Here is a 15,538-nt window from a genome sequence, read left to right as displayed (position 1 = left end):
ATGCGAAACCGGTCTCGATTGTGATGATCGAGGATGACGAAGGTCATGCCCGTCTCATCGAGAAGAACATCCGCCGAGCGGGTGTCAACAACGAGATCATCCCGTTCCAGAACGGCACGGACGCTCTCGCCTTCCTCTTCGGCGCGGACGGTACGGGCGAAGCCAGCTCCCGCCGGCAGCTGCTCATCCTGCTCGACCTGAACCTGCCCGACATGGCCGGCGTCGATATCCTGGAAAAGGTCAAGGCGAACCAGCATACGCGGCGCTCGCCCGTCATCGTCCTGACCACCACCGACGACAGCCGCGAGATCCAGCGCTGCTACGATCTGGGCGCCAACGTCTATATTACCAAGCCGGTCGACTATGAAGGCTTCGCCAATGCCATCAAGCAGTTGGGCTTGTTCTTCTCGGTGATGCAGGTCCCGGAAACCGAATGATGCAATCGGCGACGACGCGGTAATGTCCCATCGCATCATCAAGGCGCTTTATATCGACGATGACGCCGCTCTCGGGCGCCTCGTCCAACGCATCCTTGGACGCCGGGGCTACGAGGTCGAGCATGTTACGACGGCTGAAGCCGGGCTCGCTCGCCTGGCCGAGGGCGGTATCGACGTGGTCATTCTCGATCACGACCTCGGCACGACGTCGGGCCTCGCCGTCCTGGAGGATTTGCGAGCGCGCGAGCACGCGCCTCCGGTCGTCTACGTCACAGCCTCTACCGAGCTTTCCATCGCGGTCCAGGCACTCAAGGCTGGTGCTGTCGACTATGTCGTGAAGGCTATCGGCGATGACTTTGAGGTGCTGCTGGTGGCCGCGCTCGAGCAGGCCGTAGAACGTGCTCGGTTGATGCGAGCGAAGGAAGAGGCCGAGCAGCAGGTCCGCCAGGCCAAGGATCGTGCCGAGATGCTGCTGGCGGAGGTCAACCACCGCGTCGCCAACAGCCTGGCGCTCGTCGGTTCGCTGGTCCGGATGCAGGCTGGCGCGGTCAAGGACACAGGCGCGAAGGCCGCGCTGGCGGAGACGCAGGCGCGCATCACGGCCATCGCGAACCTGCACCGCAGCCTCTACACCTCCACGGATGTCCAGCAGGTCGATCTTGCAGCCTATCTCGAAACGCTCGTCGGCGAATTGGGCAACTCGATCACGGCTTCGGGCAAGACGCCGATCGTCAAGCTCGATGCCGAACCTGTCTCAATCAAGACCGATCGCGCCGTTTCCGTCGGCATGATTGCGACGGAGCTCGTCACCAATGCCCTGAAATACGCCTATCCGGTTGGAGAAGGCGAGGTTCGCGTCAGCGTTTCGCGGACGCCGTCCAATCAGATCATGCTCAGTGTCGCGGACGATGGGATCGGCTGGACTGGTGACGGGACGGCAAAGGGCAGCGGGCTCGGCGGCAAGATCATCGCTGCGATGTCGAAAAGTCTAGGCGCGAGCTTGGAATATCACAGCCAGCCTGTCGGTACGCTGGCGTCCATCACATTCGATGAAAAGCTGGGATGTTGACGACGCATGGATGACTCATGCCCGGCGATCGCCATTGAACTAGAGATTGATCGCCAGCGCCAACGCCAGATTGAGCGCCAAAGCCAAGTAGATCCAAAACTCAAGGGGGACACTGCACTGCATCAGAAGGCTCCGGACTTGCAGCGGGGAAATTCCGCGTTCGATGGATCGTTCCGCGTTCTGGGGGATTTGATGAAAATGCCGGCGATGTTGGTGAACACTTTATTGCCATCGCCGGCATCGGACTCTGCGAGTGCGCCTCAGCCCTTCTTCAGTTGCGCTCGCCCAGCATGCAGGCCATACCGATGAACTGGATAACAGCCGCCGGCGCCATTGCCGCGCTTTGCTCGATGGTCAGCTTCGTGCCGCAAGCCTGGCGCATCGTCAGATCTCGCGACACCAGTGCGATCTCGCCTGCCATGTACAGCTTCACCGTGGCGGGTTTCGCGCTCTGGACCGTCTACGGAGTTGGACTCGGCGAATGGCCCTTGATCGTGACGAACAGCGTCTGTCTGCTGCTTGCATCCTTCATTCTTCTGATGACGTTGCTGCCGCAGGCCGAGAAGGACGCAATGGCTGATACCGTGGACCCTGATGCGTAAGATCGAGGGCTGATGGACAAGGACCTTTATCTTCACGGGCTCGTTCGCAAGCTCGAGACGAGTTCGCCCTTGCAGTCCGAGGAGCGAGACCAACTGCTCCGGCTGCCGCTGACCCTCAAGCAGTTCGAGAGCGGGCTCGACATTGTCAGCGAGGGTGAGCGTACGAAGCAATGCTGCCTCGTCGCCGAGGGGCTGGTTTGCCGTTACAAGATCGTGGGCGACGGGCAGCGCCAGATTCTGTCCTTGCACCTTCCGGGCGACATCCCCGATATCCACTCGCTTCTCATCGAGGTGATGGATCACAATCTCGGAACGCTCACGCCCGCGACCGTTGGCCTCATTCCCCACGAGGCTGTTCGCTCCCTGACCCGCTCCTATTACCGGATCGCTGAGGCATTCTGGCGCGAGACGCTCGTTGAGGCCGCGATCTATCGCGAATGGATGGTGGGGATCGGCCGACGCTCCGCGCCGAGCCGCATCGCCCACCTCTTCTGCGAATTCATCACCAAGATGACGGCGATCGGCCTTTCCGACGGCAAGACCTGCGAGCTGCCTCTCACACAGCCAGAAATAGCCGACGCCCTCGGACTCTCCACCGTTCACATGAACAAGAAGCTGCGCGAGATCAGGCAGGCCGGGCTGGTACGCCTACGGGCTAACAGGCTGACGATCCTTGATTGGGCAGGTCTGTGCAGACTGGCTGAATTCGATCCCGACTATCTGCATCTGCGTGAAACCCACCCCAGAAAGTGAGTTTGTGCCGGAACACCGGACGGCGAGCGGAATTGGACTGTCATGCCACGGTACTTCTTCCACACGCGCGATGGCGAGAACGTCGAATTGGACGACGAGGGCACGGAGCTGCCCAATGAAAAAGCCGCCAAGGACGCTGCAAAGGAGCTCCTTGCCGGACTCAATCTCGAAAAGCTTCCCAATGGCGACCACATGGAATTGGCGGTCGTCGTCAAGGATGACGCCGGTGCTGACATCTATACGGTCACACTGAATCTCGACGGCCATTAGATCATCGCGCGTCCGAATCGACACGATCACGATGATCTATCACTCTGTGATCGCATCGGATTTTTCCGAAAAGTGGATTCCGCCTTTCGGTCGGATGCTATAGCGCGTCCCGCTCCTGCTCGATCGCTGCAGCAAACTGCCGCATCCAAAAGGCATCCAAACCAGACACGTTCTGGACGCCGATGCGGAACTTCTCCTCGCTGCTGCCGTTATCTATAGCACTTGGCTAACTATCTGCCACATAAGGAGATTTCGATGCGAAACGTGGTTCTCACGTCCCTTTTCTGCGCCTTGATGTCGACGGCGGCCATCGCGCAAACGTCGACCACGGCTCCAACGCCTTCGCCGAACGCTCCAGCTGATGCGAACGCGCCGCTGCCGGGCGCCAACAGCTTCACCGAGGGGCAGGCCAAGAGCCGCCTCGAGGCCAACGGCTATTCCAATGTCAGCAGCCTCAAGAAGGACGACAACGGCGTCTGGAAGGGCACCGCGACGCATTCCGGCGCACAGGTCACCGTGTCGGTCGACTATCGCGGCAACATCACCCGCAACTGATCGCCGCCCCTCCATCTCAAGACGAGGAGAATTCTCATGCGTACCATCACCCGTTCCTATGACACCTACGATGCTGCGCGCCGGGTGGTCGACGATCTCGAGGCTGCCGGGTTTCCCGCGACGGACATCAGCCTGATCGGCCGCCATACGAGCACCGACGACAGCAATGCCGGGGAAGGCGCCGGCATCGGTGCGGCTCTCGGCGGCGCGGCGGGCCTGCTCGCCGGGCTCGGCCTGCTCGCCATCCCCGGGATTGGCCCGGTTGTCGCGGCGGGCTGGCTTGCGTCCACCGCAGCTGGAGCGGCGGCGGGCGGCGTGACCGGCGGAATCATCGGCGCCTTCACGAGCGCCGGCGAGGACGAGGCGAGCGCCAACTACTACGCCGAAACGGTGCGGCGTGGCGGCAGCGTCGTTTCGGTGAAGGCCGATGAGGACAAGGCGCCGGCGGCGGAAGCCATCATGGATGGTGCGGCTCCGATCGATCGCGACGCACGGCTGGCGGACTACAGGAAGGAGGGCTGGTCGCGGTTCGACGATCGCGGCGAGCCGTACCGCCCGCTCATCTGAGTTCGCCTTGGTTGAACCTGCCCCGCCGGGTCGCGCCGGCGGGGCATTTTTCGTCTGAACGACCAGGATCCTGACGCCGCGCGACTCGTTTGCTGCCGGTGATTGATCAGCCGCGCCAACGTCGGCAAAGCGCGCCGAAGGCGACGAATCTGGACCGGGAGACGAGAGCGGCCGTTCAGAAACGCCGGCAGCATCCTGTCATTTGACATCGACAAGCGGCTTGGAAAGGCACCTACTAACCCTGCCGTTGTCTCCAAACCGCTTCTGGAAATGACCGCGTGCGGCGCATTTTGACGCCCCCAAGCGGAGCGATGCCATGCTTACGGGCAAAGGCCGGCTTAACCTGCGCGACAAGCGCAGGATCGATGTTCTGTACCAGTTCGCAGGCGACTATGACGATCGCCGGGCCGGCTACCTGCTCTTCGACACAAGAGAGTGCGACGACAGCCAGTTCTGCCACCGACTGGTGCTCGAATGCGAGGATGGCGCGTCCATCGTTTTGGTAGTCATGAACCGCAGTGACAGGCACCTGGCGGTGCACGGCCGCGTGCTTTCCGTCGCTGCATAGGGACTGCCCTTGCGTTTGTCGGGAACCTGGCAGTCTCGCTCTCGTTTCTGGAATCTACGGCTGGGGGTCACCGCGCGAGGAGGCTCCCCGATGGGATGGTTCACCAAAGATATCAAGACCATGGATGATCTGTTCGTCCATACGCTCCAGGATATCTACTACGCCGAGCACCAGATCAAAAAGTCGCTTCCCGACATGATCGAGAAGGCGACGAGCCCGGAGCTGCAGCAAGGCTTTCAAGCGCATCTTCAGCAGACCGACGGGCACATCGCCCGGTTGAAGCAGGTCTTCAAACAGCATGGCGCCGAGGAGAAAGCCGTCACCTGTCCGGCGATCGATGGAATTCTGTCGGAAGCGAGCGACATCGCCTCCGATGTCGACGACAAGCAGGTGCTCGATGCGGCGCTGATCGCTGCCGCCCAGGCGGTCGAGCACTACGAAATAACCCGGTACGGCACATTGGTTGCCTGGGCCAAGCTGCTCGGCCGCGAGGATTGCGCGGCTCTTCTCAAGCAGAATCTCGATGAAGAATCTGCCACGGATGCAAAGCTGACCAAGCTCGCAACGAGCGTGATCAACCGGCAGGCGGCGTGATGCTTGCAAGCCGGGAGCGGGGTTCTCTCGCTTCCGGCACTCTTCTCATGATCCGCTGGAGGCATCGTGTTGAACCGCCCCGGGTGTGTCGGAGGCCGCAACTCCCGAGAGGATCGGGCGCTGACGAGCAAGACGACCCGCCCTCCATCCAGAAGCGACTGGATCAGGACGTCACACCCCAGCAACACCGACTTCGTCAACGGTATCGGCGCGTTTCGCACCGGACACCAAGTGGCAACAAGCGGTCAGTTCAGCGAGATCGACCGCGGCAGCCAGAGCGCCAGCTCCGGCCAGGCCAGCAGCATCGCGATCAGCAGAAAGGGCGCGACCAGGAACGGCAGCACGCCACGATACATCGCCCCCAAGCTGATCTCCGGCGCCTGGGTACGGATGACGAAGAGGTTCATCCCGACCGGCGGGTGGATCAGCCCGATCTCGACGACAATGACGAGCAGCACCCCGAACCAGATCGGATCATATCCGGTCGATATGACCAGCGGCAGCAGGACCGGCACCGTGACCAGCACCATGCCGATGCCTTCGAGAAAGCAGCCGAGGAAGACGTAGAAGCCGATCAGCAGCAGCATCACCGCGAGCGGCGACAGGCCCAGTGCCGCGATCGACTTCACTACGGATTGGGCCATGCCGGTCTGCACGACGAAATAGGAGAAGATCGTCGAGCCCAGCACGATCAGCACGAGATTGGCGGTGATCCGCGTCGTCTCGGTGAAGGCAGTCGTGACGTCGCCGTGGGCGAACCCCCTGCGCAGCAGGCCGAGCAATAGCGCGCCGAAGGCGCCGACGGCGGCAGCTTCCGTCGGGCTGAACCAGCCGAGATAGATGCCGCCGAAGGTGACGAGAAAGAGCGCCGCCACGTCCCAGATACTCAGGACGAGCCGGAACGCCTGCGCCTTGCTTTCGTTCGGCAGCTTCGGCGCCGTCTCTGGGCGAATGCGCACCCAGAGCCAGACCGTCAGCAGATAGAGCCCGGTCAGGACGAGGCCGGGGATCAGCGCGGCGGCGAAGAGCTTGATGATCGAGAGCTGGGCGATGATGCCGTAGATCATCAGGATCAGCGAGGGCGGGATCAGGATGCCGAGCGTGCCGCCGGCCGCCACCACGCCGGCAGCGAGCGCCGGCGAATAGCCGGCTTTCAGCATTTGCGGGATCGAGATCCGGCTCATCGTCGCCGCCGTCGCCAGCGACGAGCCGCAGACCGCGCCGAAGGCGGCGGAGGCGCCGACCGCGGCCATGGCGAGCGAGCCGCGCATGCCGGCGAAGATCGCATTGCTTGCCCGGAACAGGTCCCCGGAGAGCCCGGCCATCGTCGCCAGCGCCCCCATCAGCGTGAACAGCGGCAGCACCGAGAGCGCATAGGCGGAGGAAAGCTCGAGCGGCACCGCGCCGAAGACGAGGCGGGCCTTGGCGAAACCGTCGATTGCGGCATAGCCGACGAAGCCGGTCAGCCCGAGCGCGACGCCGACCGGGATGCGCGCCAGGATCATGCCGACCAGCGTCGCCATGCCGATCAGGCCGATGGAGGTCGCGCTCATGAGGCGGCTCCATTGCTGCTGTGCAGGGCCGGGGGATGGGGATCAGCAGTGCCAGCCGCAGCGCGCGGGAAGGCGCGGACCTGTCCGACCGCGCGGCCGAGCACGACGAAGACCGAGACGACCAGCGCCAGCTCGATCGCCAGCAGCAACACGAAGATCGGCACCGGCAGATCCGGCTTCTGGTCGCCGAAGCGATAGGCGTCGGCGAGCGGCTGGATCAAGGTCACCGCCAGCAGGACGAGGAACGCAAGCGTCGCGATCTCGCCGGCGAGCCGCATCGCCGCCAGCGTGCGCCGGCGCACCATGGTGTCGAACAGGTCGACCTTGATCTGCTCGTCGCGGCGGAAGCATTCCGGCAGGGCGAGGAAGGCGACCAGTACAAGGGTGACCTCGACCAGATCTAGCGTGCCGTGCAGCGGCTTGTTGAAGGCGAGCCGGGCGCCGATGTCGATCATCGTCCAGAGCACCATGACGGCGAGCGCCAGTGCTCCGGCGATCGTCAGCAGCCGCACCGGGTCGAGGCGGCGGAGCTTGCCGGGGCTCATTTGGCGGCACCCACAGCGGCGCGCAGCTCGTCATAGAACGGCTTCGCCTTGATGCCCTTGGCCTCGACCCTTGCGATGAAGCTCGCGGTGATCGGCTTGGCCAGCTCCTCGAAGGCGGCCCGCTCGGCGCCACTGAGCTCGGGGATCTCGGCATTGGCGGCGCGCAGATAGGCACGGCCTTCCGCCTCGGCCTGGTCATAGATCGCGCCGACCTTGCGAGCGGCGGCCGGACCCGTCGTGTCGTCGATCAGCTTGCGCAGGTCCTCGGGCAGGGACTTGTACTTCTCGGCGTTCATCACCAGCGCGAAGGTGCCGGCCGCGGCATCGAGCTGCGTCACGGATTTCACGCTCTCGGCCATCTGGAAGGATTTCGCCGCCTCGTAATTGAAGAACATGCCGGCGATCGTGCCCTTGGAGAGCGAGTCCGCCAGCTCCGCCGGCGGGATGGCGGCAGGCGTCGCGCCCCAGGCTTCGAGCATCGCCGAGGCGATCGGCCCGTTATGGCGCATGCGCAGCCCGCGCATTCCGGCCGGGCTCCTCACCGCCGGGCGGTTGAAGAACAGGCTGAGCGTCGGCGTCGCGATGAAATAGAGCGGCTTCGTGCCCTCGTGCTCGGCGGCGAGCTTGCCCGAGAGCTCGGTCAGGATGCCCGAGGCCTCGGCCGTGCTGAGCGCCTTTGCACTTGCCCCTTCGCCGCGATTGAAGGCGTAGGGCAGGTGCGAGATCTCGGTCAGCGGGAAGCGGCCGGGGAGGGCGCCGTGCAGGAAGAAGGCGATGTCGGCGACGCCGGTGCGGGCGAGGTCGTATTGCCGCGGCATCGGCCCCATCTGCGCGGCCGGGAAGATGGCGAGCTTGAGCCGGCCATTGGAGCGCTCCGCCAGCTCGGCGCTCCAGGCTTCCAGCTGCTTGTGCATCTGGTGGTTCGGCGGCAGGTAATGCGAGACCTTGAGCTCGACCGTCTGCGCGATGGCTCCGGTGGCCAGCGAGACCGCCAGCACCGCGCCGAGCAAGGCTCCGATCACTCCCCGTTTCATCTTATCCTCCCCATTCGTTGGTCTTGTTTCTTGTGCGTCGTCCCTAGGCTGCCGTAGCGGCTATCCCGATTGAGGCGTCCAACTTCATCCGGCCGGTGACGATGGAAAGCAGCGCCTCGCAGTCGGCCGGGAGCGCATCGCCGCGCCAGGCGACATGCTGGTCCGGCCGGATCAGGGCGAAGCGGGCGCCATAGCGAGCGGGCAGGCGCTTATCGCCGGGCAGCAGCAGCTTCAGCGGCACGCCGAGACGGGCTGCCGTGGCGATCAGCGGCGTCGCGTCTGCGCCATCGCCAGCCGTGGCGAGCAAGGTGAAGCCCTGGCCGAAATGGTCGTAGAGCGAGGAGCCGTCCGCGAGCCAGAGATGCGGCGCCAGGCACCCCGGATGGGCTGAGGGCACATAGAGCATGAAATGCTCGACAGGCGGCGCGCTGCCATCGGGCACGATGATCGGGGAATCCTCGTAGCGCGTGCCGAGCACAATGCCGAGCGTGCGGAACTCCCGCAGCTTGGTCGCCTCGATGAGCTCGCCGACCTCGCGCCTTGTGGCATCGCCGAGCGGTCCCGGCTCCTCCAGCCCCTGACGGACGAGCTGGTTGCCGACGGCGCCGTAGTTGATCACCGCCTCGGCGATGGTGCGCTCATGCACCCTGCGCCGCTCCGCCGCATAGCTCGCGAGCAGCTCGCTTCCGCCCCAGCCCTGCAGGACCGCCGCCAGCTTCCAGCCGAGATCGACGGCGTCGCCGATGCCCATGTTCATGCCGAAGCCGCCGAAGGGCGGATGCAGATGGCAGGCATCGCCGGCGAGGAAGACCCGGCCCTTCTCGTAGCGGTCGGCGACGAGGCGATGCGCGACCCAGGGATCGCGGCCGACGATCTCGATGGCGAGGTCGGAGAGGCCGGTGCCACGGCGAATGAGCTCGACCGGATCGACGCTGGCCGGGTCGACGTCGTTGGCCAGCTTGGTTGCCATGAAGAACCACAGGCCCTCGCTGTCCATCGGGCCGAGCAGCGAGGGTACCTCCTCGTTGACCATCCAGTACATGATCGCCGGCCCGTGGGCGTGGCGCGATGCCAGCTCCGGCGCGCGGAAGATGATGTTGTAGTTCTTCGAGAAGGCGCCTTCGCCCTCCATCCGGGCGCCGATCGCCTCGCGCACCGAGCTGCGCGCGCCGTCTGCGCCGATCAGATAGGCGCTCGCGACCTCACGCTCCGCGCCGCTGGTCACATCCTTCAGACGCGAAACCACGTCGCGGCCATCATCGACAAAGGAAGTCAGCTCGGTGTTGAAGCGGATCTCGACCCCGGGCAGCGAGGCCGCATGCTGGCGCAGCACTTCCTCCAGCACATATTGCGGCACCCATTGCGCCTCTTCCGAATAGAGGTCGTTGCGGGCGCGGCTGCCGTTCAGCGCATTGCCGAAGCGGGCGAGCTCGGGACCGTTCATCCGCGTCGCGAAGACGACGTTGGAGGGATAGTCCGGCGGGATCGGCGAGGCCGCGCGCAAGGCGTCGGCGATGCCCCAGCGACGCAGGTGCTCGCGGCTGCGGACATTGGTGGTCTTGGCGCGCGGCGAATAGCCGACGCGGTCGTTGCGCTCGACCACGAGGCAGCGGATGCCGCGCTGACCGAGCTCGATCGCAGCCGCGAGGCCGACTGGCCCGGCGCCGGCGATCAGTACCTCTATGTCCTTGCCGGTCCGACTCACTGTTCTCAGCTCCCCTTGATCCGCGGTCAGGCCGCGGCCCGTTCGGCCGCTTCCTGCGCGATCGGGTTGACGAGCAGGCCGATGCCCTCGACCTCGACCTCGCAGACATCGCCGGGCTTCATGAAGAGCTGCGGCTTGCGCGCGACCCCGACGCCGGCGGGCGTGCCGGTGACGATGACGTCGCCGGGCTCCAGCGTGATTGCCTCGCTGATGATCGAGATCAGGCTGGCGACGTCGAAGACCATGTCGTCGGTGCTCGCGCTCTGCACGGTCTCACCGTTCAGCCTGGTCGTAAGCCTGAGACCGCGTGCGCCGGGCGGCAGCTCGTCGGCCGTGACCAGGGCCGGACCGAAGGCGCCGGTGCCGTCGAAGTTCTTGCCGACGGTCCATTGCGGCGCCTTGAACTGATAGTCGCGCACCGAGCCCTCATTGAAGACGGCATAGCCGGCGACATGGTCGAGCGCATTCGCCTTCGGCACATGCTTGCCGCGCCGGCCGATCACTGCCGCAATCTCGCCCTCATAGTCGAGCTGGTCGGACAGGCTCGGGCGGATCAGGGGCGCCTTGTGGCCGATCAGGCTGGTGGCGAAGCGGCCGAACAATGTCGGATAATCCGGCTGCTTGAAGCCGCTCTCGGCCGAATGGTCGGCATAGTTCAGCCCCACGCAGATGATCTTCCCGGGGCGCGGCACCACCGGCAGGAAGGTCGTGCGCTCAGGATCGAGCACCGCCGTGGCAGGCGCGCTTTCAAGTGCCCGGGCGATCGCCGCACGGGCCGCATCGCCACCGGCGATGAAGGCGAGGATGTCACCCGGCAAGCCCGGACCGGCCTTGCCGAGATCGATCAGATCGGCGCCGCGATAGGCGGCGAGAGCAGGCTTGCCGCCGCTCAGGATGGTGGCGAGACGCATGGTGTCCTCCTTCTCGGTTGCCTCCAACCAGGGCGGCGAGGCAATGCATGTCGGGTTCGTCAGGCGGCGCCGAACAGGACGGTCAGCCGCCGTTCGGTGAAGAGCCAGGTGCCGTCCGGCCCCTTGACATAGCGATCCGCGTATTCGGCGATGAGCAGCGGGGTGGCCGAGCCCTCGCCCGGCCCGTCATGGCGGTAGAGCGTCAGCGGGACCCAGCCGCGGGCCGCATCCGCAGCGAGGGGCTCGATCAGGATGTTGCTCTGGAGATGGCGCGAGCGGCGCTCGGCCATGGCAGCACGCTGGCGGCCCCATTCGGCGATGGCCTTGCGGCCGACCTTGTCGGGGCCGATCCCGTAGAGCGCTCCCTCCTCCGCGAAGAGCTCGCCGACCTTGTCTGCCTCGCCATGGTCGATCAGCCAGGCATGGCGCTGGATCAATTGCTCGATCGCGAGGCGGTCCTGCGGCGAAAGACCAGCAACGATGCGCACGGCGCTGCTCACGCCGGCAGTCCGAGATCGGGCGTGCCGGCGGGCTGGTAGTCGCCGCGGCGCATCGCGACATGCAGCTCGTCGAAGCCCTGGCCGGCCTTGTGCGCCTGATAGACTCGCTCCGGATCGAAGAAGGTGCCGATCGGGTTGGCGGCGAAATCCGGTGAGGAGCGCATCCATTCGCTCGACAGCCGCCAGTCGCCATAGCTGTCGCATTGCAGCTCGACGAAATTGCCCTCGGGGTCCTTGTAGTAGATCGAGATCGTCATGCCGTGGTCGAGGCTGAAGGCGGGCTCGATGCCTTCGTCGCGCAGGCGGGCATAGGACGACATCAGGTCGGCGAAGCTCTCGTATTCGAAGGCGCTGTGATGGATGCCGTTATGGTTGCGCTTGTCGGGATCGTCGCCGAGGCCCGGCGCCGAGAGGAAAGCGACACGGTGATTGGCCTCGTCATTGGTCGTCCAGGCGTTGCTGGTGTCCTGGAAGGTCGGCCGTGCCCCGACGACCGTGCCATACCACGCCACCATCTCGGCGAGCCGGCTCGTCTTGAAGGTGACGTGATGGAATGCGGGCTTGATGATCTCCATGCCGTCCTCCCGAAAGGGCCATCTCCCGTTCTCCGGGGCGGCCGCTGCTTGTTCGTGAGGAATGGCTAACGTCGGCACAGATACCTGAACAGATGGAAAAATTGCAGGAGCGATAGCAAATCGGTATCGATGAATGGCGTCGGGAGGCCGCAGCAATGAAGCTCGATCACTTCGAGGAGGTGGTGGCGATCGCCGAGCGCGGCAGCATGCGGGCCGCGGCGCGGCATCTGCAGATCGCCCAGCCGGCGCTGACCCGCAGCCTGGCTCTGCTGGAGCGCGAGCTCGGCGCGCCGCTGTTCGAACGTCGGGCGCGGGGCGTGGTGGCGACGCCGCTCGGCGATGCCTTTGTCGCCCGCGCCAGGTCGATCCTGACCGAGATCCGGCGCACGCGCGAAGAGGTCGAGCAACTGAGGGGTGCCGGCACCGGCACGGTGACGGTCGGGCTGTCGATCGCGGCGCATCTCGCTTTGCTGCCGCCGAGCCTGCGGCCGTTCCGCGCTCGTTATCCCGACATCAGGCTGCACATCATCGAGGGTTTCTATCCGACGCTCGAGGAGCGGCTGCGCGACGGCTCGGTCGATTTCTACATCGGCCCCGACGGCGGCGCGCAACCGGTGCCGCAGCTCAGCCGGGAGGTGCTGTTCCACAACCGCCGCATCGTGCTCTGCCGCGCCGGGCACCCGTTGGCGGCTGCGACCTCGCTGCGCGAACTTGTCGGCGAGGACTGGGTGACGACCTCGATCACCGCCGATGCCGGCGACGAGATCAACGCCTTCTTCGCCCGCCATGGCCTGCCGCCCCCGCGCTTGGCGGTGCGCAGCCAGTCGGCGCTGACATTGCTGACCTGCCTCGCCAACAGCGACCTGCTGGCCATGGTCCCGGCGCAGTGGGAGCGCTTCGAGATGACCGGAAAGGCGCTGACCACGATCAAAGTCGAGGAAGAGCTGACCGCACCGCCGCTTGTCTTGGTCCGGCGCTCCGACCTGCCGTTGACTCCGGCCGCGCTGTCCCTGCTCGACCTAATGCGCCGCGCAACGTCGCGATTGGCTGCAGAATCATAGGTGTCGACAGCGCTACCCCCCCACTGCCATCCGGTATGGTCCCGTCGTCGGTCGGCCGGTGATTACATCAGCCTGGAAGCAGGCCCGCCTCCCGATAGCTGTCGATCAAAGCGTCGAAGACGGAGATGTCGGATCGGCTGCGCGCCATGAGTTGGGCTCCCGCGACAGCTGCAAAGATCGCACGCGCGCGCCGCTCGCTAGCGGCGGTGTCCATGTCGGTCGCGGCGGAGAGAACGCGCGTCAGCCAAGCGATGTTGATGTCGGCAAAGGCGGACACCTCCCGTTTGACCGGGTCGGGAAGGTCGTCGTGCTCGGCCGACATGAAGCTGCACAGGCAGATGCGGTTGTCCTGTTCCAGGGAAACGCGGAACGTGTTGGGGTATTCCATCAACGCCCGCGCGGGATCGTTGCCGCCGTTCCACAGGCTATCCAGCAAGACCTGCGAGTCCTCCCAGTAACGCTTGGCGATGGCGGCGCCGAGATCGACCTTGGTCGGGAAATAGTAGTGGATCGTCGCGCTCTTGATGCCGACCTCGGCCGCCAGCTCCCGAAAGTTGAGGCCCGTATAGCCATGTGACTGTGCTGCACGCTTGGCCGCCGCCATCACCTCCTCCCTCACATTCGAACCCATCGCAGATCTCCATCATGAGTCTCTATCAAGTGATAGATAGAGGTTGACGTCCGGTTTGTGAAGCTGTAGCGATTCTCTATCAACTGATAGATAGAGGATTTGAAGATGTCCGAGCAGATCACCCGTTTCGACGCCACCAGGCTCGCCGAACTCGTCCGCAATCGCGAGCTATCACCGGTGGAGATCGTGAAAGCGCACCTGGATCGCATCGAGGCTGTCGACCCGAAGATCAACGCCATCGTGACGGTCGCGGAAGGGGCGCTTGCAGCGGCCAAGGCCGCCGAGGACGCCGTCATGGCAGGCGAAGCATTGGGACCCCTTCATGGTGTGCCGTTCACGGCGAAGGACTCGATCGATACCGCTGGGGTCCTTACGCAGCGCGGTTCTCCGATCTTCCGGGGCCGGATGCCGGCGCAGGACGCCACCAGCGTCGCCCGGCTGAAACAGGCCGGCGGCATCCTTCTGGCGAAGACCAATCTTCCGGAGTTCTCCTACTGGATCGAGAGTGACAACCTCCTGTCCGGCCGCTCGAACAATCCGTGGGATTTGACCAGGACGCCGGGCGGGTCGAGTGGAGGCGAGTCGGCCGCCATCGCGGCGGGCATGTCGCCGCTCGGCCTCGGCACCGACCTCGCCATCTCCGTGCGCGGTCCGGCCGCCCAGACCGGCATCACCTCCATGAAAGCGACGCATGGGCGGGTCCCGATGACGGGAATCTGGCCTCGGGCGCCGCGCCGCTTCTGGCATGTCGGTCCGATGGCGCGTTCGGTTCGCGACGTCGCGCTGGCGTTCTCGCAGCTGATGGGTCCGGATGGTCAGGACGCGTTCTCGACGATCATCGGCGGGTTCGACGCGGGGGGCGCCCGGCCAAACGCCCGCCCGCTGCGCGTGGGTTGGATGGTCGGACCCGGCTTCGGTCCCGTCGATTCCGAAGTTGCCGCGACCGTCCGATCGGCGGCTGAGGCGCTGAAAGACCTCGGCGTCCATGTCGAGCATGTCGGCATTCCGGCACTGGAGCGCGATTTCGCGCTCGACGTTTTCAACCGGCTCCACGTCATGGAGATGAAGCCGGCGTTCCGTGAGGCGACGGCCGGCCACGAGGGCGAGATGTACAAGATGGCGACGACCATGCTGTCGCTGCCCGACACGTCGATGGTCGACTTCATCGACGCAGAGCAGGCGGCCGAGAGGTTACGCGACGGCTACGCCGATTACTTCACGCGCTTTGATGCTCTGATCACCCATGTACTGCCGATCCCAGCGCACAAGCACGGCGTCGACCGATTCACCATCGACGGCTATGACGTGGACGCAACCTACCTTCAGGGCGCGACCGTTCCCCTCAACGTCACCGGGCTGCCCGGACTCGCGATGCGGTTCGGGACGAGCCGGGATGGCATGCCGATCAACGTGCAGGTCGTCGGAGCCTGGCAGGCGGAGGCGACCATCCTGCACATTGCTTCGCTCCTGGAGGGAGTGAGCCCGGTCAAGAACCTCTTTCCTGATATCTGATGCAACGGGCAGGCGGCGTCCGGAGACGGGCGCCGCCATTGCTATCGTCAGATCATGGACGCGTGGGATCAGTGGGCGATGGCGAGCGGGGTGGAG

The 15,538-nt window shown here is 65.1% G+C and carries 20 protein-coding genes; 11 read left to right on the top strand and 9 right to left on the bottom strand.

Annotated features, from left to right (window positions below):
* Positions 1 to 23: 23 nt before the first annotated feature.
* Complete coding sequence (locus CXY91_RS11770; RefSeq protein WP_091843740.1) at positions 24 to 437, top strand: response regulator; 414 nt, start codon at positions 24 to 26, stop codon at positions 435 to 437.
* Positions 438 to 459: 22 nt separating this feature from the next.
* Positions 460 to 1,506, top strand: a complete 1,047-nt coding sequence (locus CXY91_RS11765; RefSeq protein WP_100961471.1) for a sensor histidine kinase — start codon at positions 460 to 462, stop codon at positions 1,504 to 1,506.
* 271 nt (positions 1,507 to 1,777) lie between these two features.
* Here the strand turns inward: CXY91_RS11765 and CXY91_RS30895 are convergent, their stop codons facing one another.
* Positions 1,778 to 1,927, bottom strand: coding sequence for a hypothetical protein (locus CXY91_RS30895; protein WP_248307478.1), 150 nt, complete (start codon positions 1,925 to 1,927; stop codon positions 1,778 to 1,780).
* On the opposite strand from CXY91_RS30895, the gene CXY91_RS11760 reads away from it, so the two are divergent.
* From CXY91_RS11760 to CXY91_RS11730, 7 genes are all read left to right on the top strand, one after another.
* Positions 1,857 to 2,108 carry a SemiSWEET family sugar transporter gene (locus CXY91_RS11760; protein WP_248307471.1) on the top strand — a complete coding sequence of 84 codons (252 nt, stop codon included), beginning with the start codon at positions 1,857 to 1,859 and terminating at the stop codon, positions 2,106 to 2,108. The genes CXY91_RS30895 and CXY91_RS11760 overlap by 71 nt on opposite strands.
* A 12-nt stretch (positions 2,109 to 2,120) precedes the next feature.
* Positions 2,121 to 2,861, top strand: coding sequence for a Crp/Fnr family transcriptional regulator (locus tag CXY91_RS11755; RefSeq protein WP_091843660.1), 741 nt, complete (start codon positions 2,121 to 2,123; stop codon positions 2,859 to 2,861).
* 42 nt (positions 2,862 to 2,903) lie between these two features.
* A complete protein-coding gene (locus CXY91_RS11750; RefSeq protein ID WP_091843657.1) occupies positions 2,904 to 3,131 on the top strand; it encodes a DUF6894 family protein in 228 nt (75 codons plus the stop codon).
* Between the two features lie 255 nt (positions 3,132 to 3,386).
* Complete coding sequence (locus CXY91_RS11745) at positions 3,387 to 3,686, top strand: PepSY domain-containing protein (protein WP_100961467.1); 300 nt, start codon at positions 3,387 to 3,389, stop codon at positions 3,684 to 3,686.
* 36 nt (positions 3,687 to 3,722) lie between these two features.
* On the top strand, positions 3,723 to 4,253 hold the full coding sequence (locus CXY91_RS11740) for a general stress protein (RefSeq protein WP_100961465.1): 531 nt from the start codon (positions 3,723 to 3,725) through the stop codon (positions 4,251 to 4,253).
* Between the two features lie 316 nt (positions 4,254 to 4,569).
* Entirely contained in the window at positions 4,570 to 4,821 is a 252-nt protein-coding gene (locus CXY91_RS11735; RefSeq protein WP_100961463.1) for a hypothetical protein, read from the top strand.
* A gap of 90 nt (positions 4,822 to 4,911) precedes the next feature.
* On the top strand, positions 4,912 to 5,415 hold the full coding sequence (locus CXY91_RS11730; protein WP_100961461.1) for a YciE/YciF ferroxidase family protein: 504 nt from the start codon (positions 4,912 to 4,914) through the stop codon (positions 5,413 to 5,415).
* A gap of 245 nt (positions 5,416 to 5,660) precedes the next feature.
* On the opposite strand, the gene CXY91_RS11725 is transcribed toward CXY91_RS11730, so the two are convergent.
* From CXY91_RS11725 to CXY91_RS11695, 7 genes are read right to left on the bottom strand one after another with little or no spacing between them, the layout of a single operon-like run.
* Positions 5,661 to 6,968 carry a TRAP transporter large permease gene (locus CXY91_RS11725; RefSeq protein ID WP_100961459.1) on the bottom strand — a complete coding sequence of 436 codons (1,308 nt, stop codon included), beginning with the start codon at positions 6,966 to 6,968 and terminating at the stop codon, positions 5,661 to 5,663.
* On the bottom strand, positions 6,965 to 7,513 hold the full coding sequence (locus tag CXY91_RS11720; RefSeq protein WP_100961457.1) for a TRAP transporter small permease: 549 nt from the start codon (positions 7,511 to 7,513) through the stop codon (positions 6,965 to 6,967). The genes CXY91_RS11725 and CXY91_RS11720 overlap by 4 nt, the downstream gene beginning before the upstream one ends.
* Complete coding sequence (locus CXY91_RS11715) at positions 7,510 to 8,547, bottom strand: TRAP transporter substrate-binding protein (protein WP_100961455.1); 1,038 nt, start codon at positions 8,545 to 8,547, stop codon at positions 7,510 to 7,512. Before CXY91_RS11715 ends, CXY91_RS11720 begins: the two co-directional genes overlap by 4 nt.
* A gap of 43 nt (positions 8,548 to 8,590) precedes the next feature.
* Positions 8,591 to 10,252 carry an FAD-dependent monooxygenase gene (locus CXY91_RS11710; RefSeq protein ID WP_199777412.1) on the bottom strand — a complete coding sequence of 554 codons (1,662 nt, stop codon included), beginning with the start codon at positions 10,250 to 10,252 and terminating at the stop codon, positions 8,591 to 8,593.
* Between the two features lie 26 nt (positions 10,253 to 10,278).
* Positions 10,279 to 11,163, bottom strand: a complete 885-nt coding sequence (locus CXY91_RS11705) for a fumarylacetoacetate hydrolase family protein (RefSeq protein WP_100961910.1) — start codon at positions 11,161 to 11,163, stop codon at positions 10,279 to 10,281.
* Between the two features lie 59 nt (positions 11,164 to 11,222).
* Entirely contained in the window at positions 11,223 to 11,663 is a 441-nt protein-coding gene (locus CXY91_RS11700; protein ID WP_100961451.1) for a nuclear transport factor 2 family protein, read from the bottom strand.
* Positions 11,660 to 12,238: a VOC family protein gene (locus tag CXY91_RS11695; RefSeq protein ID WP_100961449.1), complete on the bottom strand. Its 579-nt coding sequence runs from the start codon at positions 12,236 to 12,238 to the stop codon at positions 11,660 to 11,662. Before CXY91_RS11695 ends, CXY91_RS11700 begins: the two co-directional genes overlap by 4 nt.
* A 155-nt stretch (positions 12,239 to 12,393) precedes the next feature.
* Here CXY91_RS11695 and CXY91_RS11690 point away from each other — a divergent pair, with 155 nt between their 5' ends.
* Positions 12,394 to 13,299 (top strand): LysR family transcriptional regulator, encoded by a 906-nt coding sequence (locus tag CXY91_RS11690; protein WP_100961447.1) that lies wholly within the window; start codon positions 12,394 to 12,396, stop codon positions 13,297 to 13,299.
* A 67-nt stretch (positions 13,300 to 13,366) separates the two neighbouring features.
* Here the strand turns inward: CXY91_RS11690 and CXY91_RS11685 are convergent, their stop codons facing one another.
* Positions 13,367 to 13,930, bottom strand: a complete 564-nt coding sequence (locus CXY91_RS11685) for a TetR/AcrR family transcriptional regulator (RefSeq protein WP_091843615.1) — start codon at positions 13,928 to 13,930, stop codon at positions 13,367 to 13,369.
* A 105-nt stretch (positions 13,931 to 14,035) separates the two neighbouring features.
* Between CXY91_RS11685 and CXY91_RS11680 the strand changes: the two genes are divergently transcribed.
* Positions 14,036 to 15,442, top strand: a complete 1,407-nt coding sequence (locus tag CXY91_RS11680) for an amidase (protein WP_100961446.1) — start codon at positions 14,036 to 14,038, stop codon at positions 15,440 to 15,442.
* The last annotated feature ends 96 nt before the right edge of the window (positions 15,443 to 15,538 follow it).

It is taken from the genome of Allobosea sp. FBZP-16, assembly GCF_002831785.1.
Classification (GTDB): domain Bacteria; phylum Pseudomonadota; class Alphaproteobacteria; order Rhizobiales; family Beijerinckiaceae; genus Allobosea; species Allobosea lupini.
This window is presented reverse-complemented; position numbering and strand designations above follow the sequence as displayed.

What these genes read in the sequence shown, in the direction of transcription:
- CXY91_RS11685 (WP_091843615.1), bottom strand. Translation starts at nt 13,930, where the DNA reads ATGGGTTCGAATGTGAGGGAGGAGGTGATGGCGGCGGCCAAGCGTGCA.
- CXY91_RS11695 (WP_100961449.1), bottom strand. Translation starts at nt 12,238, where the DNA reads ATGGAGATCATCAAGCCCGCATTCCATCACGTCACCTTCAAGACGAGC.
- CXY91_RS11760 (WP_248307471.1), top strand. Translation starts at nt 1,857, where the DNA reads ATGGTCAGCTTCGTGCCGCAAGCCTGGCGCATCGTCAGATCTCGCGAC.
- CXY91_RS11740 (WP_100961465.1), top strand. Translation starts at nt 3,723, where the DNA reads ATGCGTACCATCACCCGTTCCTATGACACCTACGATGCTGCGCGCCGG.
- CXY91_RS11725 (WP_100961459.1), bottom strand. Translation starts at nt 6,968, where the DNA reads ATGAGCGCGACCTCCATCGGCCTGATCGGCATGGCGACGCTGGTCGGC.
- CXY91_RS11770 (WP_091843740.1), top strand. Translation starts at nt 24, where the DNA reads ATGATCGAGGATGACGAAGGTCATGCCCGTCTCATCGAGAAGAACATC.
- CXY91_RS11705 (WP_100961910.1), bottom strand. Translation starts at nt 11,163, where the DNA reads ATGCGTCTCGCCACCATCCTGAGCGGCGGCAAGCCTGCTCTCGCCGCC.
- CXY91_RS11720 (WP_100961457.1), bottom strand. Translation starts at nt 7,513, where the DNA reads ATGAGCCCCGGCAAGCTCCGCCGCCTCGACCCGGTGCGGCTGCTGACG.
- CXY91_RS11765 (WP_100961471.1), top strand. Translation starts at nt 460, where the DNA reads ATGTCCCATCGCATCATCAAGGCGCTTTATATCGACGATGACGCCGCT.
- CXY91_RS30895 (WP_248307478.1), bottom strand. Translation starts at nt 1,927, where the DNA reads ATGGCAGGCGAGATCGCACTGGTGTCGCGAGATCTGACGATGCGCCAG.
- CXY91_RS11680 (WP_100961446.1), top strand. Translation starts at nt 14,036, where the DNA reads ATGTCCGAGCAGATCACCCGTTTCGACGCCACCAGGCTCGCCGAACTC.
- CXY91_RS11735 (WP_100961463.1), top strand. Translation starts at nt 4,570, where the DNA reads ATGCTTACGGGCAAAGGCCGGCTTAACCTGCGCGACAAGCGCAGGATC.
- CXY91_RS11730 (WP_100961461.1), top strand. Translation starts at nt 4,912, where the DNA reads ATGGGATGGTTCACCAAAGATATCAAGACCATGGATGATCTGTTCGTC.
- CXY91_RS11755 (WP_091843660.1), top strand. Translation starts at nt 2,121, where the DNA reads ATGGACAAGGACCTTTATCTTCACGGGCTCGTTCGCAAGCTCGAGACG.
- CXY91_RS11750 (WP_091843657.1), top strand. Translation starts at nt 2,904, where the DNA reads ATGCCACGGTACTTCTTCCACACGCGCGATGGCGAGAACGTCGAATTG.
- CXY91_RS11690 (WP_100961447.1), top strand. Translation starts at nt 12,394, where the DNA reads ATGAAGCTCGATCACTTCGAGGAGGTGGTGGCGATCGCCGAGCGCGGC.
- CXY91_RS11715 (WP_100961455.1), bottom strand. Translation starts at nt 8,547, where the DNA reads ATGAAACGGGGAGTGATCGGAGCCTTGCTCGGCGCGGTGCTGGCGGTC.
- CXY91_RS11745 (WP_100961467.1), top strand. Translation starts at nt 3,387, where the DNA reads ATGCGAAACGTGGTTCTCACGTCCCTTTTCTGCGCCTTGATGTCGACG.